Raw genomic sequence first — 24,529 nt, 5'->3', positions numbered from 1 at the left:
CTGCGCGCGCTCAGCGGGCACCGGCATGCACGGCGATCCGTTCGATCAGACCGGCAAAGGCGGCGGGCGGCTGCGCCTGCCCGGTGACCCACCGATAGAGATCCTGATCGTTCTCCTCCATCAGCGCGTCCAGCGCATCCAGCTCGACCGTGGCCATGGCCGCCAGCTCGGACCGGGCGAAATTGCCCAGGATGATATCCATCTCCTTCATCCCGCGATGCCCGGCGCGCATCACCATCCGTTTGAGCCGGTTTTCATGCGTTTCCTGCATCACATCCCCTCTTTCAGCGTTGCGCGCAGCTTCTTTTCCAGCCGCCCCAGCTTGTCGGCCAACAGGCCCATCTCCGATTTGACTCCGCGTATCTCGGTCAGAAGATCGCGCATGTCCGGCGAGACCGGCACCTCCTGCTCGGGCGCGTCGAGCCCGTCGCCCTCGCCGTTCAGCAGCCACATGATCGATACGTTCAGCACCCCCGCCAACATCTGGAGCTTGTTGGCGCGCGGCTCGTTCAGATCCTCTTCCCAGGCGCGCACGGTTTTCAGCTTGACCCCCATGCGCCTGGCCAGCTCCGCCTGTGTCAGCCCCAGCGCCTCGCGCGCGCCGGCCATCCGGTCGCCGAATGTCGCGGCCTCGTCCGAATACCAGTCGTTCTCGCCGTCTGTTTCGCTCTGCATCGCTTCCGCCTTTCCGCCGAACCTGCTTGAACGGCCTTCGCGCGCACCCTATGAGAGAAGTCATGCGTTTTCAAACCGGAGGCGACCATGCCCTTTCTTTCCGCGACACTTGACCGGGTGAAACCCTCGCCGACCATCGCCGTCTCCAACATGGCGCGCGAGCTGAAGGCCGCGGGCAAGGACGTCATCGGCCTCGGCGCCGGAGAGCCGGATTTCGACACGCCCGACAATATCAAGCAGGCCGCGAAGGCCGCCATCGACGCCGGCAAGACGAAATACACCGCCGTCGACGGTATCCCCGAACTGAAAGAGGCGATCTGCGCCAAGCTCAAGCGCGACAACGGGCTGGAGTATACCCCCGCGCAGGTGTCCGTGGGCACCGGCGGCAAGCAGATCCTCTACAACGCTCTGGTGGCCACGATGAACCCCGGAGACGAGGTGATCATCCCCGCGCCCTACTGGGTCAGCTACCCCGACATGGTGCTGCTGGCCGGCGGCGAACCGGTGATCGCCGAGGCATCCATCCAGACCGGCTTCAAGTTGACGGCCGATCAGCTCGAGGCGGCGATCACGCCAAAGACCAAATGGTTCATCTTCAACTCGCCCTCCAACCCGACCGGGGCGGGCTACACGCGCGCCGAGCTGAAAGAGCTGACCGACGTTCTGATGCGCCACCCCCATGTCTGGGTGATGACCGATGACATGTACGAACACCTGACCTACGGCGATTTCGAATTCTGCACCCCGGCGCAGGTCGAACCGGGGCTCTATGACCGCACACTCACCTGCAACGGCGTGTCCAAGGCCTATGCCATGACAGGCTGGCGCATCGGCTATGCCGCGGGCCCGGAAAAACTGATCGCCGCGATGCGCAAGATCCAGTCGCAAAGCACCTCCAACCCCTGCTCGATCAGCCAATGGGCGGCGGTCGAGGCGCTGAACGGCCCGCAGGATTTCATCGCCGAGAACAACAAGGTGTTCCAGCGCCGCCGCGACATGGTGGTCGAGATGCTGAATGCCGCAGAGGGGATTTCCTGCCCGGTGCCGGAAGGCGCGTTCTATGTCTACCCGTCGGTCGCGGGCTGCATCGGCAAGACCTCGGCCGGCGGCGTGAAGATCGACAATGACGAAACCTTCGCGAAAGCGCTGCTCGAGGAAAAGGGCGTGGCCGTGGTCTTCGGCGCGGCGTTCGGGCTGTCCCCCAATTTCCGCGTCAGCTACGCCACATCCGACGACGCGCTGAAAGAAGCCTGCACCCGCATCCGGGATTTCTGCGCCACCCTGACCTGACAAAGGGCCCCCGCATGGCCGGCGAACTGCCAGACTATTACTTCCGCATCCGTGAAAACGGCGCGCTGGTGTTCCGGATCGACACCGAGAACCGCCAGCGCCGCATCGACATGGATCAGATCGCGGTGGTCAATATCCGCAGCGGCGAGATCCGGCCGCATGGCGACCGGGTGTTGTCGGCCGCCGATATCGCGGTCATCGAAGGCTGGATCGTCGACCGCCGCGCGGTGCTCGCCGAACGGGACATCGACGATATCCTGCGCGCGGTCGATCACCTGAACCTCACCACCCAATGGGCCCAGTCGCGCGCCACCGCCGATCAGCTCGACATGGTGACCGACGCGCTGCTGCTGGCCATGCACGATCTGCGCTCGGTGCTGGTGCGCAAAAAGGCCGAACGGATCATGAGTGCCGACAAGGGCTGACCGGCCCCTTCATCTTTCCCCAAATATCCCCGCCGGAGGCAAGAAATCTCTTCACGCGGGCCGAACCGCATGGCGCCAGAACCGGGTCATCATCAGCACCGCCGCCAGCGCCAGCCCGGAGGCGAGCCCCAGCCAGATCCCCGCCCCGCCCCAGCCCAGCACGAATCCCAGCACATAGCTTACCGGCATCCCGACCAGCCAATAGCTGATACCGGCCATCACCATCGGCACGCGGGTATCCTGCACCCCGCGCAGCAGCCCCAGCGCCATCACCTGCGCCGCATCGCCCAGCTGAAACAGCGCCGCGGCGGCCAGAAGCACCGTGCCGATGGCAAGCACCTCGGCCCGGGCCGGATCGTCCGGCGCCACGAACAGGCCCAGCAACGGCACCGGAACGGCAAGAAACGCGATAACGGTCAGTACAGCCACCAGCAGCGACAGGGCGATGGCAACCGTCGCTCCCCGGCGCAGGCCCAGCGTGTCACCCTGCCCGCGCGCCCGCCCGGCACGGATCGTCGCCGCGCTCGACAGGCCCAGATGCACCATGAACACCACCGAGGCGATCTGCAGCGCGATCCCGTGCGCCGCCAGTTGCAGCGTGCCGAGCCAGCCCATCATCACCGACGAGGCCGAGAACAGGCCCACCTCGGCCAGGCTGGTCAGCCCGATCGGCCATCCCAGGCGGAACACCTGCCCGAATGCCTCCCAGTCGGGGCGCCAGAGCCGGTGGAACAGCGCATGTTCCGGCGTTGCCCGGGCGGTGTAGACGATCAGCGCGAGCGCGGAAACGATCTGCACCGCGAGCGAGGCACAGGCCGCCCCGCGAATGCCCAGCTCGGGCGCGCCCCAGTTGCCGAAGATCAGCATGTAATTGACCAGCGCATTCACCGCGACCGCCCCCAGCGTGACCCACAGCACGACCCGGGTCCGCTCCAGCGCGGCCAGATAGCTTTTCAGAACCATGACCAGCAGCGCCGGCACGATCGCCCACCCGGTGATCGCCAGATACTGATGCGCCAGCCCGGCCACCCCCGGCGCCTGCCCGGCGGCAAGCAGAATCGGGCCGGCGAACGCGAACACCGGCAGGGTCAGCAGGGCAAAGGCCATCGACATCCACAGCCCCATCCGGGTCACGCGCCGCACCTGCCGTTCCTCGCCCGAAGCGGCGGCGGTGGCCACCAGTGGCACCAGCGCCCAGGCAAAGCCCGATCCCATGATGAGCAGCACGAAAAACAGCGTGCCGCCCAGCACCTGGGCGGCCAGCGCTTCCACGTCGTACCAGCCCAGCATCGCCGCATCCGTCAGGTTGATGGCAAACTGCGCCAGATGGCTGCCGATCAGCGGCAGGCCAAGCGCCAGCGTCGCGCGCGCATGTTGGGCATATGTCAAAGGCGGGCTCATGCCGCCCCCTTAGGCGAGCCATCCTTGCACGGCAAGAGGGGCAGCAGGCTCAGGCGGGTTTTGTCGCAATCAGGTCGATCAGCGCCGACAGGCCGGAATGTCCCTGCCCTTCGGAAACCTCGGCGTCGAAATCCGCCAGCCGGTGAAACTCATAGCCACCGAACGCCCTGCGCAGCATGTCGGTGGTGTACATGTTCTCGCGCCGCGGCGGGCCACCGGTGCCATAGCCCACCTGTCGCGGCGCATAGCCGTGCAGCAGCAACAGCCCGCCCGGCTTCAGCGCCCGGTTCAGCCCGTCGAAGATCCGCTCGCGCAGCGCCGGGCCCGCGAACTGGATGAAGATCGCCACCACGACATCATACTGTGCCGCGCCCCAATCCCATGTGGTGATGTCACCCAGGCGGAAATCCACGGCCACCCCGCGCTCCGCCGCCAGGGCGCGGGCCTTCGTGATGGCGTTGGGCGCGCTGTCCATCGCCGTGACCCGCAGCCCCTGCTGCGCCAGCCACACCGAATTGCGCCCCTCGCCATCGGCGACGGACAGGGCGCTCTGCCCCCGCCGCAGCCAGGGCCTGGCCCGCAGCAGGAATGCGGAAGGCTCCTTGCCGAACAGATAGCCCTCGTCCGCGAAACGGTCATTCCACATGGCATCCCCCTTTCCGGTCCGGTGCCCCCTCTGGCGGCAGGATAGCGCGGCGCGGGGGCGCGTTCAAACCGCGTTGCCCTCCTCCTCCTCCGCACGCCCCTTGCGCAATTCGGGATGCATCGAGGCGCCCAGAATATGGTCCGACTTGTGAATGACATGCTGCGCCCCGTTGACGATCAGCGGGTCCGGCGCATGGGCGATCTTGGGATTCTTGCCGGGATAATCAAGCGAGCTGAGGAAATGGCGCATGCATTCCAGCCGCGCGCGTTTCTTGTCGTTCGACTTGATGACAGTCCAGGGCGCGTCGGCAGTGTCGGTGTAGAAGAACATCGCCTCTTTCGCCTCGGTGTAATCGTCCCACTTGTCCAGGCTGGCCTTGTCGATCGGCGACAGTTTCCAGCGTTTCAGCGGGTCGGTCTCGCGCGCCTTGAAGCGGGCGCGCTGTTCGTCTTGCGTGACCGAGAACCAGTATTTGTAAAGCCGGATGCCCGAGCGCACCAGCATCTGCTCCAACTCGGGCGTCTGGCGCATGAATTCCAGATATTCGTTGGGCGAGCAAAAGCCCATCACCCGCTCGACCCCGGCGCGGTTGTACCACGAGCGGTCGTAGAACACCATTTCGCCCACCGTGGGCAGTTCGGAGATATAGCGCTGAAAGAACCACTGGCCCTTTTCTTCCCATGTCGGCTTGTTCAGCGCCACCACCCGGGCCTGGCGCGGGTTCAGATGCTCCATGAACCGCTTGATCGTGCCGCCCTTGCCGGCCGCGTCGCGCCCTTCGAACAGGATCACGAATTTCTGCTCGGTCTCTTGCGCCCAGATCTGCACTTTCAGCAATTCCGCCTGAAGCCTGGCCTTCTGCACCTCGTAGGACCGGCGCGACAGCCGCGTGTCATAGGGGTATTCGCCGGTTTCGAACGCATGGGCGATCGTGGCCGGCGTGGGCTTTGCCGCCGCAGGCTTGGCGGCGGATTTCGGCAGGGCGGCGTTCAGGGCGGGGGCGGCATCGGTCATAAGCATCTCCGTTGAAAAATTTCCGGTATGGTATCCGATGCGGCGCCGCGGCGCCTTGATGGGTGTCAAATAAATGTTACACAACAACGGCCCCCGGCGCGGTTGCGCGCCCGGCGCCAATCCCCGCCAATCCCCATTGCCCCGCCCCCCCTCTCCTGCTCTAATACGACCCCAAGCAAAGCACCAATAAAGAGCAGCACCCCATGGCCAACGACCTCCTCTCCGGGGCCGATCCCGACCAATACGATGCCTCCTCCATCGAAGTTCTGGAAGGGCTGGAGCCTGTCCGCAAACGGCCCGGCATGTATATCGGCGGCACCGACGAACGCGCGCTGCACCATCTGGTGGCCGAGGTGCTGGACAACTCGATGGACGAGGCCGTGGCCGGCCATGCCAACCGCATCGAGGTGGAGCTGCACGCCGATTACTCGGTCACGATCCGCGACAACGGCCGCGGCATCCCGATCGACCCGCATCCCAAGTTCCCCGGAAAATCCGCGCTGGAGGTGATCCTGTGCACCCTGCACGCGGGCGGCAAGTTCAGCGGCAAGGCCTATCAGACATCGGGCGGGCTGCACGGGGTGGGCGCGTCGGTCGTCAACGCGCTGTCCGATCACATGCGGGTCGAGGTGGCGCGCAACCGCGAACTGTTCGCGCAGGAGTTTTCGCGCGGCATCCCGCAAGGCCCGGTGGCCAAGGTCGGCCCGGCCCCGAACCGGCGCGGCACGACCGTCACCTTCCATGCCGACGAGCAGATCTTCGGCAAGCACCGGTTCAAGCCCGCGCGGCTGTTCAAATCCATCCGCTCCAAGGCCTATCTGTTTTCGGGGGTGGAGATCCGCTGGAAATCGGCGATCGACGATGGCGAAACCCCCACCGAAGCCACGTTTCACTTTCCCGGCGGGCTGGCCGACTACCTGACCGAAACGCTGGGCAAGGCCGCCACCTATGCCGACCGGCCCTTTGCCGGCAAGGTCAGCTTTCAGGAAAAGTTCAACCAGCCCGGTTCGGTGGAATGGGCGATCAACTGGACGCCTTCGCGCGACGGCTTCATCCAGTCTTACTGCAATACCGTGCCCACGCCCGAGGGCGGCACCCATGAGGCCGGGTTCTGGGCCGCCGTGCTGAAGGGTATCCGCGCTTACGGCGAGCTGGTGAACAACCGCAAGGCCAAGGACATCACCCGCGACGATCTGGTCACGGGTGGCTGCGCGCTGGTGTCATGCTTTATCCGCGAGCCCGAATTCGTCGGACAGACCAAAGACCGCCTGGCCACGACCGAGGCCGCACGCCTTGTCGAAGGCGCGGTGCGTGACCATTTCGACAACTGGCTGGCCGCTGACACCAAGGCCGCCGGCGCCATCCTCGATTATCTGGTGCTGAAGGCCGAGGAACGCCTGCGCCGCCGGGCCGAAAAGGAAACCGCGCGCAAGACCGCCACCAAGAAGCTGCGCCTGCCCGGCAAGCTGGTCGATTGTTCTAGCGCCAACCGCGAGGGTACCGAGCTTTTCATCGTCGAGGGCGACTCGGCCGGCGGCTCGGCCAAGATGGCGCGCGAGCGCAAGAACCAGGCGCTGCTGCCGCTGCGCGGCAAGATCCTGAACGTGCTGGGGGCGGCCAGCTCCAAACTGGGCACCAATGCCGAAATCAGCGACCTGTGCCAGGCGCTGGGGGTGGGCATGGGCACCAAGTTCAACGTCGATGACCTGCGCTATGACAAGGTCATCATCATGACCGATGCCGATGTGGACGGCGCGCATATCGCCAGCCTTCTGATGACCTTCTTCTTCACCCAGATGCGCCCGATGATCGACCGCGGGCATCTCTACCTCGCCTGCCCGCCGCTGTTCCGGCTGACCCAGGGCGCGCGCCGCGTCTATTGCCTGGACGAGGCGGAGCGCGACGAATGGCTGGCCAAGGGGCTGGGCGGCAAGGGCAAGATCGACGTGAGCCGCTTCAAGGGTCTGGGCGAGATGGACGCCAAGGATCTGAAGGACACGACGATGAACCCCGAGACGCGCAAGCTGATCCGGGTCAGCATCGACGAGGACGAGCCGGGAGAGACAGCCGATCTTGTGGAACGGCTGATGGGCAAGAAGCCGGAGATGCGGTTTCAGTACATCCAGGCGAACGCGCAATTCGTGGAAGAGCTGGATATCTAGCGGGCCGCCGACTGCGTGGCCCGCACCGCCCTATCGCTGCACGCTCTCCAGATAATTCGCCAGCGCCACCAGCGTGGCCGGGGTCGGGGTCATCACCCCGCCCTCGTATTCCACCATCACCGTCGGCCCTTCGAGCAAGGCGCCGAATTCGGGCATGGTCGATCCGTGCTGATCGGCCCGGGTGTAGCCGTCAATCACCGACATCACCCGGGTCATGGGAAAATCACCGCCGTTGCGCAGGGCGATCAGGGTCAGGTCGGGCGGGGCCACCTCCAGCTCGCCGGCCAGAGGCCCGTTGCCGCGCGCGTTGTCGCCGTGGCATCCGGCGCAATACGCCTCGAAATTGGCGCGCCCGACCTGTTGTGACTCCTGCACGCAACCACCCAGCAGCGCCGCCGCCCCGATCAAAGCCACAATCCTGTTTCGCCGCATCGCCTTGCCCCTTTGCCGGTTCGTTTGCGCCCAGCCTGACATGAGCATTTGCGGCGCGCAATGATCCTGTCGCTCGCGCGGCCTGCGATGGATTGCCCACCCGCCGATTGCGGCTTTGCACGGCGCGCCGGCCTCGCTAGCCTGTGCGCGCATAGCCCGGAGGCCGCAGATGGATATCACCACATTGAAATTCGCCGCGATCATGCTGTCGGCGGGGCTGGGCATTCCGGTGCTGGCGGCGCTGAACGCGGCGCTGGGGATTCGGCTGGGCAGCCCGGCCGCCGCCGCGGCCTGCCTGTTCGCCGTCGCGCTGCTGTGCGCCTGCGTGGTTCTGCTGCTCACCGGCCCCGGCCCGCTGAAGGCAGTGGCCGGGGCCCCGAAACACCTGTTTCTGGCGGGCGGGCTGATCGCGTTCTACGTGCTGTCCATCACCTGGATCGCGCCGAGTTTCGGTGTCGGAAACGCGGTGTTCTTCGTGCTGCTGGGGCAGCTCGTCTCGGCCGCCACGATCGACCATTTCGGGCTGATGGGCGCCCTGCCCCAGCCGCTGACGCCCACCCGCGCCACCGGAATCGCGGTAATGGCGGTGGGCGTGTTCGTGACCTTGCGGGCCTGAACCTATTCCGCGATCACCACGCGGGTGTCTTTCAGCCCGGCCTTTTCGACCATGTGATACAGCGTTTCGGCGTTTTCGGGCGCAAGACGGATGCAGCCGGCCGAGGCGGGCGCGCCAAGCTGACCCACCGCCTCGGTTCCGTGGATCGCGTAATTGCCCAGAAAGAAGATCGACCAGGGCATCGCCGCGCCGTTGTAGATCGTCGAGCGGTGAAACGGCGTCATCCAGACCGGGGTGAACGTGCCGACCGGGGTACATTTGCCTTCGCGCGCGGTGGAGACGGGCCATTCGTAAAGCCGTTCTTCGCGCGCGAACACGGTCATCTTCTGATCCGACAGGTCGATGCGCACCGTGACGGCCTGCGCCAGCGACAGGGCTGGCAGAAGGCACAGCAACAGCACGAGCGCGCTGCGTCTCATTTCTGGATCGTCTCCAGCCATTCGGCAAGGGCGACGATATCGGCCGAAGTTTCGACCACCGTTCCGTCGGGCCCGTCAAGCACCGCACTTTCGCCGCCGAGCAGGGCGCCGAAGACAGGCATCGGCCCGCCATGGCCAAGCAGCTCGGCCCGGCCATCGATCACTCCGACCACGTCAAGCATCGGGAAGGTGCCGCCGTTGCGCGCCGAAAGCGCGGTCAGATCCGGCGCCGCGATGGTCAGCACCGCGGTCATCGGCCCGCCGCCCCGCGCGTCCAGCCCGTGGCAGGTGGCGCAATACTGGCGATACAGCAATGCGCCCCAGCCGGTTGTATCCGCCCAGGAGGGCTGCGGCGCAAGGGCGATACCGCACAGCAGGGACAGGGTCAGGCGCATCTGGATCTCCATTCGGTCACGCGGCGAGGCTAGGCCCGCAGTCTGCGCCATGCCTTGACCCGGATCAAGCGCGGCGCATCAGGCAAGGCGCCCGTTTTCCAGCCGCAGCGTGCGATCCATCCGCGCCGCCAGCGCCATGTTATGGGTGGCGATCAGCGCCGACAGGCCGGTGCCCTTGACCAGTTCCATCAACGTGCCGAACACCGTGTCCGATGTCGCCGGGTCCAGATTGCCCGTGGGCTCGTCCGCCAGCAGGATGCGCGGCGCGTTGGCCAGCGCCCGGCAGAAGGCCACCCGCTGTTGTTCCCCCCCTGACAGGGCGGCGGGGCGGTGATCGGCCCGCGCGGCGATGCCGACGCGGCCCAGAAGATCCCGCGCGCGGGCCTCGGCATCGCGGCGGCGGATGCCGTTGGCAAGCTGCGGCAGCACGATGTTTTCCAGCGCGGTGAATTCGGGCAGCAGGTGGTGGAACTGATAGACGAACCCCACGTCGTTGCGCCGGGCCGCCGTACGCTTGCGGTCGGGCAGGCGCGTCATGTCCTGCCCGTTGATCGCAACCGTTCCGGCATCGGGCGTATCCAGCAGCCCCGCGATGTGCAGCAGCGTCGATTTTCCGGCGCCCGACGGCGCCACCAGCGCCACGACCTCGCCCGGCTGAACCCGCAGCGCGGCATCGCGCAGCACCATCACCTCGCCGGGCGTGCCCTTGTTATAGGCCTTGGCGATCCCGTTCAGCTCCAGCACGGCATCATTCATAACGCAGCGCCTCTACCGGGTTCATCCGCGCCGCGCGGCGGGCGGGAAAGATGGTGACGACAAAAGACAGGCCCAGCGACAGACCCACCGCCGACAGCACATCGCCCGGCTGCAGCTTTGCCGGAAGGTTGTAGATGCCCCGGATCGACGGATCCCAGACGCCGCCGCCCGCGACGTAGTTCACGAAGGAAAAGATCGGGTCGATATAAAGCGCGAACAGGCAGCCCAGCGCCACCCCCGCCGCGGTTCCGATCAGCCCGACAAAGGCGCCACAGATGAAAAACACCCGCAGAACGGAGCCTTCGGTCAGGCCCATGGTGCGCAGGATGCCGATATCGCGCCCCTTGTTCTTGACCAGCATGATCAGGCCGGAGACGATGTTCATCGCCGCGATCAGCACCAGGATCGCCATGATGACGAACATCACGTTATCTTCGACATCCAGCGCCCGCAGGAAGGCACCCGAAGCATCGCGCCAGCTCCACAGCCTCGTGCCTTCGCCCGCGGCACCCAGCAGGGCGGCGGACAGGGCGGAAACGTTTTCGGGATCGCGCACCATCACCTCGATCTCGTCGGCCACGCCTTCACGGTTGAAATAGCGCTGCGCCTCGTCGAAGGGCATGTAGATGCGGGTGCGGTCGATGTCATAGCGGCCGGCGGTGAAGATATAGACCACCTCATAGGCATTGACGCGGGGCGAGGTGCCGAAGGCCGTCTTGACCCCCTCGGGCGAGATCAGCTTGACCCGGTCGCCCACCGCCACGCCAAGCGATTGCGCGATGCCCGAACCGATGGCGATGCCGTCGTTCAGCCTGTCGATATCACCGCTGAAATCCTCGGGGGCGGCGATGCGCGGGATGGTTTTCAGGTCGTCCAGGGCGATGCCGTAAACCTCTGCCCCGGCATTGCGCCCCAGGGACGACGCCATGATCTGGCCCTTGACCAGCGGCGCGGCGCGGGTAACCCCCGGCACCGCTGCGATGCGGCCGGCCATTTCGGCATAGTCGGCGATCGTGCGCGTGGTCTGCCCGGTTTCGGTCACCCGCAGCGAATTGTAGACGGTGACATGGGCGTTCGCGCCGAGGATCGTATCCACGAATTCCGCCCGGAACCCGGCCCGCACCGACAGGGTGGCGATCAGGGCGAACACGGCCAGGGTGATGCCGATCAGGCTGATCCAGGTCATCACGCTGACCCCGCCCTCGGCGCGGCGCGCGCGCAGATAGCGCCAGGCGATCATCCATTCGAAACCTGCGAAAGGGGCGGTGCGGTTGGCCAAGTCTGCTCCTTGTGCTGCGCCCGTCGGCGGGCGCGGTAAAAGATTCTCCGCGGAAAACCCTTGGAATTTCCGCGCCTCAGACCCCGGCGTAGATTTCGGTGATGCGGGCGATGGCGGCCTCGGGGGGCATCTCTTCGCTTTCGCCGGTGCGGCGGCTGGTCAGCTCGACCACGCCGTTCTTCAGCCCGCGCGGACCGACGGTGATGCGCCAGGGCAGGCCGATCAGATCCATCGTGGCGAACTTGCCCCCGGCCCTCTCGTTGCGATCGTCGTACAGCGGCTCCAGCCCCGCGCCCTCGAGCGCCTTGTAGAGCGCCTCGCAGGCCGCGTCGGCCTCTGCGTCGCCCTGCTTGAGGTTGATGATGCCGCAGTGGAAGGGCGTGACGCCTTCGGGCCAGATGATGCCCTTGTCATCATGGCTGGCCTCGATGATCGCCCCCACAAGGCGGCTGACGCCGATGCCGTGGCTGCCCATATGCACCGGCACCCGCGCGCCTTCGTGGTTGACCACGTTGGCGCCCATCGGTTCGGAATATTTGGTGCCGAAATAGAAGATCTGCCCGACCTCGATGCCGCGCGCGCTGCGGCGGCGGTCTTCGGGCACCTCGGCAAAGGCCGCCTCTTCGTGGGTTTCGTCGGTGCGGGCGTAGAGCGAGGTGAACTCCTCCATCACCGCCTGGCACTGGGCCTTGTCGTCATAGTCGATCTCGCGCGCACCAAGGCGGATGTCGGTGACGGCGCTGTCATAGAAGACCTCGCTTTCGCCGGTGTCGGCGAGCACGAGGAATTCATGGGTATCATCGCCGCCGATGGGCCCGCTGTCGGCGCGCATCGGGATCGCCTGCAGCCCCATCCGCTCGTAGGTGCGCAGATAGCTGACCAGATGCCGGTTATAGGCGTGCAGCGCGTCTTCTTTGGTCAGGTCGAAATTATAGCCATCCTTCATGTAGAATTCGCGCCCGCGCATCACGCCGAAGCGCGGGCGGATCTCGTCGCGGAATTTCCACTGGATGTGGTACAGCGTCAGCGGCAGGTCCTTGTAGCTGTTGACATTGGACCGGAAGATATCGGTGATCAGCTCTTCGTTGGTGGGGCCATAGAGCATATCGCGCCCGTGCCGGTCGGTGATCCGCAGCATTTCCTCGCCGTAATCCTCGTAGCGGCCGCTTTCGCGCCACAGATCCGCCGATTGCAGCGTCGGCATCAGCATCGGGATGTGCCCGGCGCGGGCCTGTTCTTCGTGCACGATCTGCTCGATCTTCCGAAGCACCTTGAAGCCCAGCGGAAGCCAGGAATAGATCCCCGCGCTGGCCTGTTTGATCATGCCGGCCCGCAGCATGTAGCGGTGCGACACGATCTGCGCCTCGGCGGGCGTCTCTTTCAGAACGGGCAGGAAATAGCGGGACAGGCGCATGTGCGGGCGGGCCTCTTGGCTGAAACGGTCCGCAATCTCCTATGCCATCGACACGCCCCAGACAAGCACCTCGCGCCCCTTGCAAGATGGGCGTGCATGGGCGAAGACTGAACCGGCAAGCGCAGGAGGCATGATGGCACTGCCGGAGAGACAACAGCTGAGGTACTGGGGCGTCGCCGCGGCGGTGTTCTTTGTGCTGTTGTGGTATCTGGGCGATGTGATCCTGCCCTTCGTGCTGGGCGGGGCGATCGCCTATTTCCTCGACCCCGCCGCCGACCGGCTGGAGGCGTGGGGCCTGTCGCGGGCGATGTCGACCGCGCTGATCATGCTTGGCGTGGCGCTGATCGTCATTCTGGCGATGCTGCTGATCATCCCGCTTGTGGTCGATCAGGCAACCGCGCTGATCGAGGTGGCGCCGGAGCTGTTGAACAACCTGCAGAAATTCGTGGCCGAGCGGTTCCCCGACCTGACCGAGACCAATTCGCTGCTGCGCCGTTCGCTGCAAAGCCTGGGCGACGCGATCCAGGCGCGCGGCGGCGAGCTGCTGAACCAGGTGGTCAATTCGGCGATGAGCCTGATCAGCATCCTGATGCTGCTGTTCATCGTTCCGATCGTGGCCTTCTACCTGCTGCTCGACTGGGACAAGATGGTGGCCCAGATCGACAGGCTGCTGCCGCGCGATCACGCGCCGGTCATCCGCCGGCTGGCGCACGAGATCGACGGCACCCTGTCCAGCTTCGTGCGCGGCCAGGGCACGGTCTGCCTGATCATGGCGGGGTTTTATGCCGTCACACTGATGCTGGTGGGGCTTCAGTTCGGGCTGGTGATCGGGCTGTTCTCGGGGTTGCTGGCCTTCATCCCCTATATCAGCTCCATCCTTGGCGGGGTGGTCGCGATCGGGCTGGCGGTTTTCCAGTTCTGGGGCGATTGGCTGATGATCGGGCTGGTGGCCGTGATCTATATCGGCGGGCAGATCGTCGAGGGCAATTTCATCACGCCCAAGCTGGTGGGTGACAGCGTCGGGCTGCACCCGGTCTGGCTGATCCTGGCGCTGACGGCGTTCGGCTCGGTCTTCGGCTTTGTCGGCATGCTGATCGCGGTGCCGGTGGCGGCCTCGATCGGCGTGCTGGCGCGGTTCGGGGTCGAACAGTACATGGCCGGCCGGCTTTATCGCGGGCTAGAGGCGCGCGAGGACGACTGATGGCAGAGCAGCTTGTCTTCGACCTGCCCCTGCGCGCCGCCCGGGGGCGGGAGGATTTCTTCGTCTCGCCCGCCAACGCGCTGGCGGTCGCGCAGATCGAACGCTGGGGCGACTGGCCGCAGCGCAAGCTGGTGCTGGTCGGCCCGGCCGGTGCGGGCAAGACCCATCTGACACATGTCTGGGCCGGGCTGGCCGGGGCCACGATCATCGCCGCCTCCGCCCTGCCCGGCGCCGATATCAGCGCCCTGTCGCGCTGCGGCGCCGTGGCGGTGGAGGATGCCGACCGCACCGCCGGCGACACCGCCGCCGAACAGGCGCTGTTCCACTTGCACAACCTGCTGCTGGCCGAAGGCGGCACCCTGTTTCTGACGGCCCGCATCGCACCGCGCCTGTGGCCGCTGGCCCTGCCCGATCTGAAAAGCCGGATGGAGGCCACCGCCACCGCCACGCTGGAGCCGCCCGACGACATGCTGTTGTCGGCGCTGCTGGTGAAGCTGTTCACCGACCGCCAGCTTGCGGTGCCGCCGGGCCTGATTCCCTATCTCGTCGGGCGGATGGAACGCTCTTTCGCCGCCGCACAGGCATTGGTCACCGCGCTGGACGCCCGCGCCCTGGCCACCGGGCGCAAGATCGGCGAGCGTCTGGCCGCCGAGGTTCTGGACAATCGCCCGACCCGCGGGTGATAACGGCGACATATTCCCAAAATGGTATCCGACCCTTCCATGACACCTGCTGATTTCCTGAAATCCCCCCTGCCCGCCCCCGTCGAGGTGCCCGAGAGCCATCGCACCGGGCCCAAGCGGTTCTGCAACCGGGAACTGAGCTGGCTGGGTTTCAACTGGCGGGTGCTGGATGAATCGCGCAACCCGCGCGTGCCGCTGCTGGAGCGGGTGCGGTTCCTGTCGATCTCTGCGACCAATCTGGATGAATTCTACACCGTCCGCGTGGCCGGCCTGCGTGAGCTGGCCAAGGCCGGCAACACCACCCCCGCCGCCGACGGGCTGACCCCGGCCGAACAGCTGGTGCTGATCGACAAGGACGCGCGCAAACTGCTGCAGGCGCAGCAGACCGTGTGGAACCAGCTCAAGCGCGAGATGGAGGAGGAAGGCATCCACATCCTCACCCGCTCCAAGCTGACAAAGCGCGACCGGGTCCAGCTCGAGACCCATTTCCTCAACAAGGTCTTCCCCGTCCTGTCGCCGCTGGCGATCGACCCGGCGCATCCCTTCCCGTTCATCCCCAACACCGGCTTTTGCCTTGCGCTGCAGCTCGAACGGGTCCGCGACGGCCGCCCGCTGCAGGCACTGCTGCCGATCCCGCATCAGATCGACCGGTTCGTGTCCCTGCCCGCGAAAGAAGGCGAACACCGGGTGCTGCCGCTCGAAGAGCTGTTGCTGATCCACGTCAACTCGCTCTTTCCCGGCTACAAGGCGCTGGGAAGCTGCACCTTCCGCGTGCTGCGCGACAGCGATCTGGAGGTCGAGGAAGAGGCCGAAGATCTGGTGCGCGAATTCGAAGTCGCCCTGAAACGCCGCCGCCGGGGCGAGGTGGTGCGCATGAAACTGTCCGCCGGCGCCCCCGAAGAGCTGCGCTCGGTCATCATGAACGAGCTTCACATCACCGAGGCCGAGGTGATCGAGGTGCGCGGGCTGATCGGCGTCTCCGACCTCCGGGAGCTGGTGCTGGACGACCGGCCAGATCTTCTGTGGCCCTCCTTCACGCCGCGGGTGCCCGAGCGTGTGCAGGATCATGACGGCGACATGTTCGCCGCGATCCGCCAGAAAGACATGCTGCTGCACCACCCCTACGAAACCTTCGACATGGTGGTCCGCTTCCTGCAACAGGCGGCGAGCGATCCCGACGTGGTGGCGATCAAGCAAACGCTCTACCGCACCTCCAAGGATTCCCCGATCGTCTCGGCGCTCTGCGAGGCCGCCGAAGACGGCAAATCGGTCACCGCGCTGATCGAGCTGAAGGCGCGCTTTGACGAGGCCGCCAATATCCGCCAGTCCCGCCGGCTGGAGCGGTCGGGCGCGCAGGTCGTCTACGGGTTCATCAAATACAAGACCCACGCCAAGATCAGCACCGTGGTCCGGCGCGAGGGCGATCAGCTCGTGACCTATACCCATTACGGCACCGGCAACTACCACCCGATCACCGCGAAGATCTATACAGACCTCAGCTTTTTCACCTGCGACGCGGCGCTGGGGCGCGATGCGACCAAGGTGTTCAACTATGTCGGCGGCTATGCCGAACCCGAAGGGCTGGAAAACCTCTCGATCTCGCCGATCTCGCTGAAATCCACGCTGCTCGACCGGATCCGCCGCGAAGCGGAATTCGCCCGCCTGGGCCGCCCGGCCGAGATCTGGGGCAAGGTCAACTCGCTGATCGAGCCCGACATGATCGACGCCTTCTATGCCGCCAGCCAGGCGGGAGTGAAGATCAACCTGGTGGTGCGCGGCATCTGCGGGCTGCGGCCGGGCATCAAGGGGCTGTCGGAAAACATCCGCGTCAAATCCATCGTCGGGCGGTTTCTGGAACATTCGCGCATCGCCTGTTTCGGCAATGGTCACGGGCTGCCGTCGAAAAAGGCCAAGGTCTATATCTCGTCGGCCGACTGGATGGGGCGCAACCTGAACCGCCGGGTGGAAACCCTGGTCGAGATCAGGAATGACACGGTGAAGGAACAGATCGTCAATCAGATCATGGCCGCCAACCTGGCCGATACCGCGCAAAGCTGGGTGATGAACCCGGACAACAGCTTTACCCGCCATCCCGTCACGGAGGGCGCGTTCAACTGCCACCGGTTCTTCATGGAAAACCCGTCGCTTTCGGGGCGGGGAACCGCCGGCGCGGCCGATGTGCCGCAACTGGCGCATTCCAAGGATTGACGCCGGGGGGCCGGTATTGGCAAGGTCCGGGCAGACCTGCGGGGGTTAAGCACATGGATGGCAGCGCAGACCAGCGCTCTGACGATTGGGGGCCGTTCGGCCGCCCGCTCTTCGAAGACCCCTCGGCGCGGGCCCTGTCGCGCGTCGGCGTGGTCGATGTGGGGTCGAACTCGGTCCGGCTGGTGGTGTTCGACGGCGCCGCGCGCAGCCCGGCCTATTTCTACAACGAAAAGCTGATGTGCGGCCTGGGCGCCGGGCTGGGCGAAACCGGCCGGCTCAACCCCGAAGGCCGCCGGCGGGCGCTGTCGGCGCTGCGCCGCTTCGCGCTGCTGGCCGAAGGCATGGGCGCCGTGCCGCTCACCGTGGTCGCCACCGCCGCCATGCGCGAGGCCGAGGACGGCCCCGAATTCTGCGCCGAGATCGAACGCGAGACCGGGCTGAAACCCTGGGTCATCGACGGCGAGGAAGAGGCCCGCCTGTCGGCCCAGGGGGTGCTGCTGGGCTGGCCCGGCGCCGACGGGCTGGTCTGCGATATCGGCGGCTCGTCGATGGAACTGGCCGAACTGCACGAAGGCCGGGTGGGCAAACGCGTGACCTCGGCGCTGGGTCCGCTGAAGCTGCGCGATGTGAAGGGCGGCGCCAAGGCGCTCGACAGCTATGTCTCGGGCATCATGGCCGATCTGGCCGCGACCATGGGCACCGGCCATGACCGGCTCTACCTCGTCGGCGGATCATGGCGCGCCATCGCCCGCCTGGATATGGAGCGGCGCGGCTATCCGCTGCTGGTGCTGCACGAATACCGGATGACACGCAAATCGATCCTGCAAACCATCCGCTGGATCGCCGAAAATGATACCGACGAACTGCGCGCCCGCACCGGCGTCTCGTCCACGAGGATGGCGCTGGTGCCGGTCGCGGCGCAGGTGCTTCGCCAGCTTCTCTATACGCTGAAACCAAAGGAGATCTTCGTCTCCAGCTACGGCATCCGCGAAGGGCTGCTGTACGAGCAGATGCCCGAACGGCTGCGCGCCCGCGACCCGCTGATAGAGGCCTGCCGCTTCGCCGAGGCCAGCTCGGCCCGGCTGCCGGGCTTCGGCGCCCAGCTTTTCCGCTTCGTGCAGCCGCTGTTCAGCACCTCGGGCGATCAGCGCAAGCGCCTGGTCAAGGCCGCCTGCCTGCTGCACGACACCGCCTGGCGCGCCCATCCCGATTACCGGCACGAGGTCTGCTTCGACAACGCCACCCGCGCCAACCTGGGCGGGCTGGATCACGAGGGCCGGGTGTTTCTGGGGCTGGCGCTGCTGCACCGCTACAAGAACAACCGCGCCGGCAGCCGGCTGGACCCGCTCTTCGCCCTGCTCAGCGAAAAGCAGATCGGCGATGCCGAAGTGCTGGGCAAGGCGATGCGCTTCGGCGCGATGTTCTCGTCCAAGGCGCTCGACCAGATGGCCGAGCTGCACTATCACCCCAAGCAGAAACGGCTCGAACTCTGGCTCGCCCCCGCCGCCCGCGATCTGTTCGGCGAGGTCGCCGAGGCCCGCTTCGCCTCGCTGGCCAAATCCCTGGGCGTCGAAACCGGCGTAAAGATCAAACGGGCCTGACCCTTTCATCTTTCCGAAAATATCCCCGCCGGAGGCATGAAACTTTCCGGCGCCTCAGATCTCGATCCCGTGCTCCGGGTCGGGCAAGGCGGGCGCGGGCGGCTTGCGCCGGATGATGATATCGCCATTCGGCAGGCGCTCGGGCATCTCATAGGCATCGAAATCGTCGATCAGCCGCAGCAGCGCGCGCATCGTGGGCTCCAGGCGCGCGGCCAGGCCCCGCATCGCCGGCTCCATCTCGTCGGCCAGCCCTTCGAAAAACTGCCGCGCGCCCTCCTCAAGGCGTTTCAGCCCCTCTTCCATATCGCCCTGCGCATGGGCGGGGGCGGCAAGCAGGCTGGCCGAAAGGGCAAGGGCGAAAAGGTGTTTCATGATCCGAGTATAAGCGCGCGCGCACCCCATTTGAAGATCAGAGCGCGAGGTCGAGCGTCACCGGAAAATGGTCCGACGCGGTCAGCAGCGCGTCGCGCAACTCCGGCACCGCATAAAGGCTGGGGTCGTCGAACGGGTGCCAGATGCGCCAGCGCGGTGCCCTTTCCCGCAGATCGGGCGAGATCATCACATAGTCCAGCAGCGCTGAAAGATAGCGCATTTCCCTTTCGATGAAGAACCGCGCGGTGGCGGGCTGGGCGCACAGCCGCCCCTGAAGCGCCTCGCGCGCATGTGGGTCATAAAGCCGCAGCGCCTCTTCCTCTTCCTCTTCCTCTTCCGCCGTGCCCAGCACGATCTCGACCCCGGAATGGCCGAACAGCTTTTCATATTCGTCCAGGCCGGGGCCGTCGTTGAAATCGCCCAGCACGATCAGCGGATCGCCGGCGCGCAGATGGTCCACCACCCGCTGGCGCAGCCAGATACATTGCGCAAGCTGCTTGCGCCGGTTGTCGATCGACACGCGCATGATTTCGTCGGCGGTGCGCGCGCCATGTGGCGCCTTGGATTTCACGTGCACGCCGATCATGCGGAAGCGCTGCCCCCCCGGCGTTTCCACGGCCAGCTCCAGCGGCGGCTTGGAAAACCGGATCAGTTCCGGCGCCATGTCCACATCCACGTCCCAGCGGAACACCGAATCGAACCGGGGCGCATCGGAAGAGCCCTTCTTGCCGGTCTGCGCGCCCTGCGGATCGTGCCGGGGCGTCAGTGCATCGGGGTCGTAAAGCAGCGCGATTTCCTGCTGGGTATGGTTGCGAAACCCGACGATGGCGCGGCGCGCGCGCAGCCCCATCCGTTTCGCGAAGGTCTGCAGCGCGGGCACGGTCGCGCGCTGGCCGTTATGGTCGGGCGCCTCGATGATCATCACCGCATCCGCGTCCAGCGCGGTGAACACGATACCCAGCGCCGCGATCTGATCGCGCCGCCGCACATCGCGCCGGCCCGACCAGCCGCCGTCGTCCAGCAGCAGCCCGTCGTCGTCGAACAGCGAGTTGAACCATTCGACGTTATAGGTGGCGATCCTCACGCCGCGCGCTCCTCGACGATTTCCTCCCAGGCGCGGTTGATCGCGATCAGCCGGGTTTCGGCCAGTTTCACCGCCTCTTCCGGCACCCCGCGCGCGATCATCCGGTCGGGGTGCGAGGCGCGCACCGCGTCGCGCCAGGCCTTGCGGATCTCGTTCAGCGAGGCCTCGCGGGGCACGCGCAGCACGTCATAGGGATCGGGCGGCGTATCGGCCACGAAACGCGCGCGAAGCGCGCGGAAGCACGGGCCCGACAGGCCGAAGATCTCGGCCACGCGAAACAGGAACTGATCCTCGTTCGGGTGATATTCGCCATCGGCCACGGCGATGTGGAACAGGCCTTCCAGCAGATCGGCCAGCGGCCCTTCATCGTCGCCGAACATCCGGCGGATACGGTGGGCGTATTCCTCGAACCCGGCCACGTCCTGACGCGCCAGATTGAAGACGCGCGCGGCGTTGCGCGCCTCGGCCTGGGGGATGGTGAACACCTCGCGGAAGGCCGCGACCTCGTTACGGGTGACATGCCCGTCGGCCTTGGCCATCTTGGCCCCCAGCGCGATCACCGCGATGGCAAAGGCAACGCTGCGCTCTGGCGGCGTGCGCAGCCGGTCAAAGACCGTTGCCAGGCTTTCGCCTTTGGCAAGGGCGGCAATGGCGTCAGAGATGCGGGTCCAGATCGACATGCGGGCAGAGTATCGGCTGCGGCGCGGGCTGTCAGGCCGCGATTACAGAAATTTCTGCATCAACACGAGGTCCAGCCACTGGCCCCATTTCCGGCCGACCTGCGGCAGGCGGGCGACCTCGGCAAAGCCGATGGCGGCGTGAAAGGCGATGCCTTCGGCGTTCGTGGCGCTGATGCCGGCGAAAAGCGAGTGGATGCCGGCGGCGCGGCCGTGATCCTCGAGCGCGGCGATGAGGGCGCGGCCCGCGCCGTGGCCACGCGCGCCCGGCGCCAGAATGATGGTGTGTTCCATCGTGTGCACATATCCGGCGCCGCCCCGGAACGGGCCGTAGGTGGCAAACCCCTGCACCCGGCCGCCGATTTCGGCCACCAGAAACGGTTCCCCCGCCGCCGCCTTCGCGGCCAGCAGCTGCGCCACGCCTTGCGCCGTCCGCTCCTCGGGGCTGAAGATGATCAGCGTGTCGCGGATGATGGCGTTCCAGATCGGAAGGATGGCGGCGATATCATCGGGGGCCGCGGCGCGGATGCGCAGGGGGCCGGGGCCTGCGGGTTGGTCGTTCATTCACATCCCTCTTGTTGGCGGCGTCAGCCCAGAATGACGTCCAGCAACAACATCAGGATCAGCCCCACGGTCAACCCCGTCGTGGCGGCATTCTGATGGCCGTGGCGGTGGGTTTCGGGAATGATCTCGTGGCTGATGATATAGATCATCGCCCCCGCCGCGAAGGCCAGCCCCCAGGGCAGCAACACCGCCGACAGGCTGACCGCCGCCGCACCCAGCAGCCCGCCCACCGGCTCCACCAGCCCGGTGGCCAGCGCCACCAGAAACGAACGGCGCCGGCTGTAGCCCTGCCCGCGCAGCGCCACCGCCACGGCCAGCCCCTCGGGCGCGTTCTGCAGCCCGATGCCCGTCGCCAGCGAAATCCCGTTCGCCACATCGCCGCCGCCGAAGCCGACGCCGACAGCCATGCCCTCGGGGAAATTGTGGATGGTGATGGCCAGCACGAACAGCCAGATTTTCGCCAGCGCCCCGGCATCGGCGCCTTCGTGGCCCTGAAAGAAATGCTCATGCGGCAGGGTTTCGTTCAGCCCCGCCACCACCAGCGCGCCCAGCCCGATGCCCGCCCCCGAGATCAGCGCCGCGATCACGACAGAGCCATACATCGCCTCGGCCGCGTCGATCCCCGGAAGGATCAGAGAAAAGAACGAGGCCGACAGCATGACCCCCGCCGCGAAGCCCAGCATCGCGTCGTTGGCGCGGCGCGAAACGCTCTGCCCCAGCAGCACCGGCAGCGCGCCGACCGCCGTCATCATCCCTGCGGCGAGGCTGGCCAGAAGACCCATCGTGACAATGTTCATGGGGCCCATCCTTGCGCCAAACCCGCGCCCCGGCCAAGCGCTTTGTGGCACAGGGAGATTGCCAGAAATCCGCCCGATTGGTAACGAGACATGACCAATGCGGAAGGACGCCCCATGCCCGTCATCACCAGCATCGAAGACCTGCGCCGCCTCTACAAGCGCCGCGCGCCCCGGATGTTCTATGACTATGCCGAGGCCGGAAGTTGGACAGAGCAGACCTTTCGCGAAAACAGCAGTGATTTCCAAGACATATACCTGCGCCAGCGCGTGGCGGTGGATATGGAGGGCCGCTCGACCACGTCGCGGATGATTGGGCAGGACGTCGCGATGCCGGTGGCGCTGGCACCGGTCGGCCTGACCGGCATGCAATGCGCCGATGGCGAGATCAAGTCCGCCCGCGCCGCCGAGAAATTCGGAGTGCCCTTCACCCTGTCCACCATGTCGATCTGTTCGATCGAGGATGTGGCCGAACACACCAGCGCACCGTTCTGGTTCCAGCTGTACGTGATGCGGGATGCCGATTACATCGCCCGGCTGATCCAGCGCGCGAAGGATGCGAAATGCGGCGCGATGGTGCTGACGCTGGATCTTCAGATCCTGGGCCAGCGGCACAAGGATCTCAAGAACGGGCTGACGACGCCGCCAAAGATGACGATCCCGACGATGCTGGACCTGTCCACCAAATGGCGCTGGGGGCTGGGGATGCTGGGCACGAAGCGGCGCCAGTTCGGCAATATCGTGGGCCATGCCGCAGATGTGGAAGATGCCTCATCGCTGATGACATGGACGGCAAAGCAGTTCGATCCCCGGCTCGACTGGGAAAAAGTGAAGGATTACAAACGGCAGTGGGGCGGCAAGCTGATCCTGAAGGGGATTCTGGATGCCGAGGACGCCAGGATGGCGCTGCAGGTGGGCGCCGATGCGATCGTGGTATCGAACCACGGCGGGCGGCAGCTGGACGGTGCGCTTTCGGCGATCCGCGCCCTGCCCGCGATCCTGGATGCGGTGGGCGACAAGATCGAGGTCCACCTCGACAGCGGTATCCGGTCGGGCCAGGACGTGCTGAAGGCGCTGGCGATGGGTGCAAAGGGCACCTACATCGGCCGCGCCTATATCTACGGGCTGGGCGCGATGGGCGAGGCCGGCGTGACAAAGGCGCTGGAGATCATCCACAAGGAGCTGGACACCAGCATGGCGCTGTGCGGGCGCAAGCATGCCCGCGATCTGGACCGTGACGTGCTGCTGGTGCCCGAGGGGTTTGCCGGAAAATGGCAATGAAACGGTAACCGAGGTTTCGCCCCCCGGTCACCGGCCTGTCACCCTTTGTTCGCAGTGTAGCACCGTTCTTCCCCTCAGCATCCGGAGTGCACTGATGTTCAAACACGCTCTTTTCGGCGCCGTCGCCCTGACGGCCGGCGCCCTGACGGCCCAGTCCGAGCCCTTCACCTTCGTCGCGCTTGGCGATGCGCCCTATGGCACGCCCGAAGAGGTGTTCGCCCCCTTCGAAACGCTGATCGCCACGGTCAACGCGCGCAAGCCCGCCTTCACCATCCATGTGGGGGATACCAAATCCGGCTCCACCCCTTGCGACGACGCGATGCTGGATGCGCAGCTTGGCTTTCTGAACAGCTTCGCGCCGGCCGCCGTCTATACGCCGGGCGACAATGAATGGACGGATTGCCACCGCCCCAAGGCCGGCGGCTTCGATCCGCTGGAACGGCTGGACTACATCCGCCGCACCTATTTCACCGATCCATCGACAAGTTTCGGCACCGATCCGATCGCGCTGGAAAGCCAGGCGGTGGTGATGGCCGACCGCTTTGCCACCTACGTGGAAAACACCCGCTTTGCCCATGAAGGCGTGCATTTCATCCAGGCCCATGTTGTCGGCTCCAACAACAACCTGGAGGCCCGCGACCAGAAAGCGGCGATGGAGTTCTTTGCCCGTGACGCCGCCAATGTCGCCTGGCTGTCCGACAGTTTCGATCAGGCCATCGCCGCGGATGCCGCCGCCGTGGTTCTGTCGATCCATGCCGATATGTTCGAGTTCGATTTCGGCCCCGCATGGGCGCCCGAAGGATTTCTGCGCCATTCGGGTTTCATCAACTTCGCCGGGGTGCTGACCGAAAAGGCCGCGGCCTTCGACAAGCCGGTTCTGCTGATCTTCGGCGACAGCCACAAGTTCCGCGTGTTCCGCCCCTTCCCCAAGGCGGCCCCCAAGATGACCGCGCTGGAAGTGTTCGGCTCTGCCGACATGCACGCGGTCGAGGTGACGGTGACCCCCGATGATCCGGCGGTGTTCGGCGTGACCCCGATCCTGAACCCGGCGCTTGACGGTCAGGGCTGAAACGATCCGCAGCGCCCGGGGCTCGCGGGCCCCGGGCATCCGCGAAACCTTTGGCCGGCACGCCGAATCAT

General features: G+C 66.0%; 26 protein-coding genes. 10 read left to right on the top strand and 16 right to left on the bottom strand.

Annotation, left to right across the window (positions count from 1 at the left end):
• Positions 1-10: 10 nt before the first annotated feature.
• The gene (locus TQ29_RS03945) at positions 11-271 is read right to left on the bottom strand and encodes a succinate dehydrogenase assembly factor 2 (protein ID WP_054538104.1); all 261 of its coding nucleotides are present in this window, start codon (positions 269-271) and stop codon (positions 11-13) included.
• Complete coding sequence (locus TQ29_RS03940; protein ID WP_054538103.1) at positions 271-675, bottom strand: helix-turn-helix domain-containing protein; 405 nt, start codon at positions 673-675, stop codon at positions 271-273. The genes TQ29_RS03945 and TQ29_RS03940 overlap by 1 nt, the downstream gene beginning before the upstream one ends.
• Before the next feature lie 87 nt (positions 676-762).
• On the opposite strand from TQ29_RS03940, the gene TQ29_RS03935 reads away from it, so the two are divergent.
• Complete coding sequence (locus TQ29_RS03935) at positions 763-1,965, top strand: pyridoxal phosphate-dependent aminotransferase (RefSeq protein ID WP_054538102.1); 1,203 nt, start codon at positions 763-765, stop codon at positions 1,963-1,965.
• Between the two features lie 14 nt (positions 1,966-1,979).
• Positions 1,980-2,390 (top strand): hypothetical protein, encoded by a 411-nt coding sequence (locus TQ29_RS03930; RefSeq protein ID WP_054538101.1) that lies wholly within the window; start codon positions 1,980-1,982, stop codon positions 2,388-2,390.
• Positions 2,391-2,441: 51 nt separating this feature from the next.
• Here TQ29_RS03930 and TQ29_RS03925 read toward each other — a convergent pair whose 3' ends face one another.
• From TQ29_RS03925 to ppk2, 3 genes are all read right to left on the bottom strand, one after another.
• Complete coding sequence (locus TQ29_RS03925) at positions 2,442-3,791, bottom strand: MATE family efflux transporter (protein WP_037204160.1); 1,350 nt, start codon at positions 3,789-3,791, stop codon at positions 2,442-2,444.
• A 49-nt stretch (positions 3,792-3,840) separates the two neighbouring features.
• Complete coding sequence (locus TQ29_RS03920) at positions 3,841-4,437, bottom strand: cyclopropane-fatty-acyl-phospholipid synthase family protein (RefSeq protein WP_054538100.1); 597 nt, start codon at positions 4,435-4,437, stop codon at positions 3,841-3,843.
• Positions 4,438-4,500: 63 nt separating this feature from the next.
• Positions 4,501-5,451 (bottom strand): polyphosphate kinase 2, encoded by a 951-nt coding sequence (gene ppk2, locus TQ29_RS03915; RefSeq protein WP_082386510.1) that lies wholly within the window; start codon positions 5,449-5,451, stop codon positions 4,501-4,503.
• A 203-nt stretch (positions 5,452-5,654) separates the two neighbouring features.
• On the opposite strand from ppk2, the gene parE reads away from it, so the two are divergent.
• Positions 5,655-7,613 carry a DNA topoisomerase IV subunit B gene (gene parE, locus TQ29_RS03910; RefSeq protein ID WP_037204169.1) on the top strand — a complete coding sequence of 653 codons (1,959 nt, stop codon included), beginning with the start codon at positions 5,655-5,657 and terminating at the stop codon, positions 7,611-7,613.
• Between the two features lie 30 nt (positions 7,614-7,643).
• Here parE and TQ29_RS03905 read toward each other — a convergent pair whose 3' ends face one another.
• Positions 7,644-8,045: a c-type cytochrome gene (locus tag TQ29_RS03905; protein ID WP_054540311.1), complete on the bottom strand. Its 402-nt coding sequence runs from the start codon at positions 8,043-8,045 to the stop codon at positions 7,644-7,646.
• A 169-nt stretch (positions 8,046-8,214) separates the two neighbouring features.
• Here TQ29_RS03905 and TQ29_RS03900 point away from each other — a divergent pair, with 169 nt between their 5' ends.
• Complete coding sequence (locus TQ29_RS03900; protein WP_054538099.1) at positions 8,215-8,661, top strand: DMT family transporter; 447 nt, start codon at positions 8,215-8,217, stop codon at positions 8,659-8,661.
• A gap of 2 nt (positions 8,662-8,663) precedes the next feature.
• On the opposite strand, the gene TQ29_RS03895 is transcribed toward TQ29_RS03900, so the two are convergent.
• The 5 genes from TQ29_RS03895 to proS all read right to left on the bottom strand — a co-directional run bounded on the left by TQ29_RS03895 (position 8,664) and on the right by proS (position 12,924).
• Positions 8,664-9,080 (bottom strand): L,D-transpeptidase, encoded by a 417-nt coding sequence (locus TQ29_RS03895; RefSeq protein WP_054538098.1) that lies wholly within the window; start codon positions 9,078-9,080, stop codon positions 8,664-8,666.
• A complete protein-coding gene (locus tag TQ29_RS03890) occupies positions 9,077-9,475 on the bottom strand; it encodes a c-type cytochrome (protein ID WP_037204275.1) in 399 nt (132 codons plus the stop codon). The genes TQ29_RS03895 and TQ29_RS03890 overlap by 4 nt, the downstream gene beginning before the upstream one ends.
• Before the next feature lie 78 nt (positions 9,476-9,553).
• Positions 9,554-10,231, bottom strand: a complete 678-nt coding sequence (locus tag TQ29_RS03885) for an ABC transporter ATP-binding protein (RefSeq protein ID WP_037204181.1) — start codon at positions 10,229-10,231, stop codon at positions 9,554-9,556.
• Entirely contained in the window at positions 10,224-11,510 is a 1,287-nt protein-coding gene (locus TQ29_RS03880) for a lipoprotein-releasing ABC transporter permease subunit (RefSeq protein ID WP_054538097.1), read from the bottom strand. Before TQ29_RS03880 ends, TQ29_RS03885 begins: the two co-directional genes overlap by 8 nt.
• A 76-nt stretch (positions 11,511-11,586) precedes the next feature.
• Positions 11,587-12,924: a proline--tRNA ligase gene (gene proS, locus TQ29_RS03875; RefSeq protein ID WP_037204185.1), complete on the bottom strand. Its 1,338-nt coding sequence runs from the start codon at positions 12,922-12,924 to the stop codon at positions 11,587-11,589.
• Between the two features lie 133 nt (positions 12,925-13,057).
• Here proS and TQ29_RS03870 point away from each other — a divergent pair, with 133 nt between their 5' ends.
• The 4 genes from TQ29_RS03870 to TQ29_RS03855 are packed head-to-tail and all read left to right on the top strand — an operon-like array spanning position 13,058 to position 18,617.
• Positions 13,058-14,125 carry an AI-2E family transporter gene (locus TQ29_RS03870; RefSeq protein WP_054540310.1) on the top strand — a complete coding sequence of 356 codons (1,068 nt, stop codon included), beginning with the start codon at positions 13,058-13,060 and terminating at the stop codon, positions 14,123-14,125.
• Positions 14,125-14,808: a DnaA ATPase domain-containing protein gene (locus TQ29_RS03865; protein WP_054538096.1), complete on the top strand. Its 684-nt coding sequence runs from the start codon at positions 14,125-14,127 to the stop codon at positions 14,806-14,808. Before TQ29_RS03870 ends, TQ29_RS03865 begins: the two co-directional genes overlap by 1 nt.
• Positions 14,809-14,847: 39 nt before the next feature.
• A complete protein-coding gene (locus TQ29_RS03860) occupies positions 14,848-17,016 on the top strand; it encodes an RNA degradosome polyphosphate kinase (RefSeq protein WP_054538095.1) in 2,169 nt (722 codons plus the stop codon).
• A gap of 53 nt (positions 17,017-17,069) precedes the next feature.
• Positions 17,070-18,617 (top strand): Ppx/GppA family phosphatase, encoded by a 1,548-nt coding sequence (locus TQ29_RS03855; RefSeq protein ID WP_054538094.1) that lies wholly within the window; start codon positions 17,070-17,072, stop codon positions 18,615-18,617.
• A gap of 54 nt (positions 18,618-18,671) precedes the next feature.
• Here the strand turns inward: TQ29_RS03855 and TQ29_RS03850 are convergent, their stop codons facing one another.
• The 5 genes from TQ29_RS03850 to TQ29_RS03830 are packed head-to-tail and all read right to left on the bottom strand — an operon-like array spanning position 18,672 to position 22,120.
• Entirely contained in the window at positions 18,672-18,989 is a 318-nt protein-coding gene (locus TQ29_RS03850; RefSeq protein ID WP_054538093.1) for a hypothetical protein, read from the bottom strand.
• A gap of 37 nt (positions 18,990-19,026) precedes the next feature.
• Positions 19,027-20,073 (bottom strand): endonuclease/exonuclease/phosphatase family protein, encoded by a 1,047-nt coding sequence (locus tag TQ29_RS03845; RefSeq protein ID WP_054538092.1) that lies wholly within the window; start codon positions 20,071-20,073, stop codon positions 19,027-19,029.
• Positions 20,070-20,753 (bottom strand): molecular chaperone DjiA, encoded by a 684-nt coding sequence (locus TQ29_RS03840; protein ID WP_054538091.1) that lies wholly within the window; start codon positions 20,751-20,753, stop codon positions 20,070-20,072. The genes TQ29_RS03845 and TQ29_RS03840 overlap by 4 nt, the downstream gene beginning before the upstream one ends.
• A 42-nt stretch (positions 20,754-20,795) precedes the next feature.
• Positions 20,796-21,314, bottom strand: a complete 519-nt coding sequence (locus TQ29_RS03835; RefSeq protein WP_054538090.1) for a GNAT family N-acetyltransferase — start codon at positions 21,312-21,314, stop codon at positions 20,796-20,798.
• Between the two features lie 23 nt (positions 21,315-21,337).
• A complete protein-coding gene (locus TQ29_RS03830) occupies positions 21,338-22,120 on the bottom strand; it encodes a ZIP family metal transporter (RefSeq protein ID WP_054538089.1) in 783 nt (260 codons plus the stop codon).
• A gap of 105 nt (positions 22,121-22,225) precedes the next feature.
• On the opposite strand from TQ29_RS03830, the gene TQ29_RS03825 reads away from it, so the two are divergent.
• Complete coding sequence (locus tag TQ29_RS03825) at positions 22,226-23,389, top strand: alpha-hydroxy acid oxidase (RefSeq protein ID WP_054538088.1); 1,164 nt, start codon at positions 22,226-22,228, stop codon at positions 23,387-23,389.
• A gap of 94 nt (positions 23,390-23,483) precedes the next feature.
• A complete protein-coding gene (locus tag TQ29_RS03820; RefSeq protein ID WP_054538087.1) occupies positions 23,484-24,458 on the top strand; it encodes a hypothetical protein in 975 nt (324 codons plus the stop codon).
• Positions 24,459-24,529: the final 71 nt, after the last annotated feature.

Origin of the sequence: Actibacterium sp. EMB200-NS6 (assembly GCF_001305615.1) — a bacterium.
GTDB lineage: Bacteria > Pseudomonadota > Alphaproteobacteria > Rhodobacterales > Rhodobacteraceae > Actibacterium_A > Actibacterium_A naphthalenivorans.
Note: the sequence above shows the minus strand (reverse complement) of the source record. Positions and strands in the feature narration are given on the sequence as shown.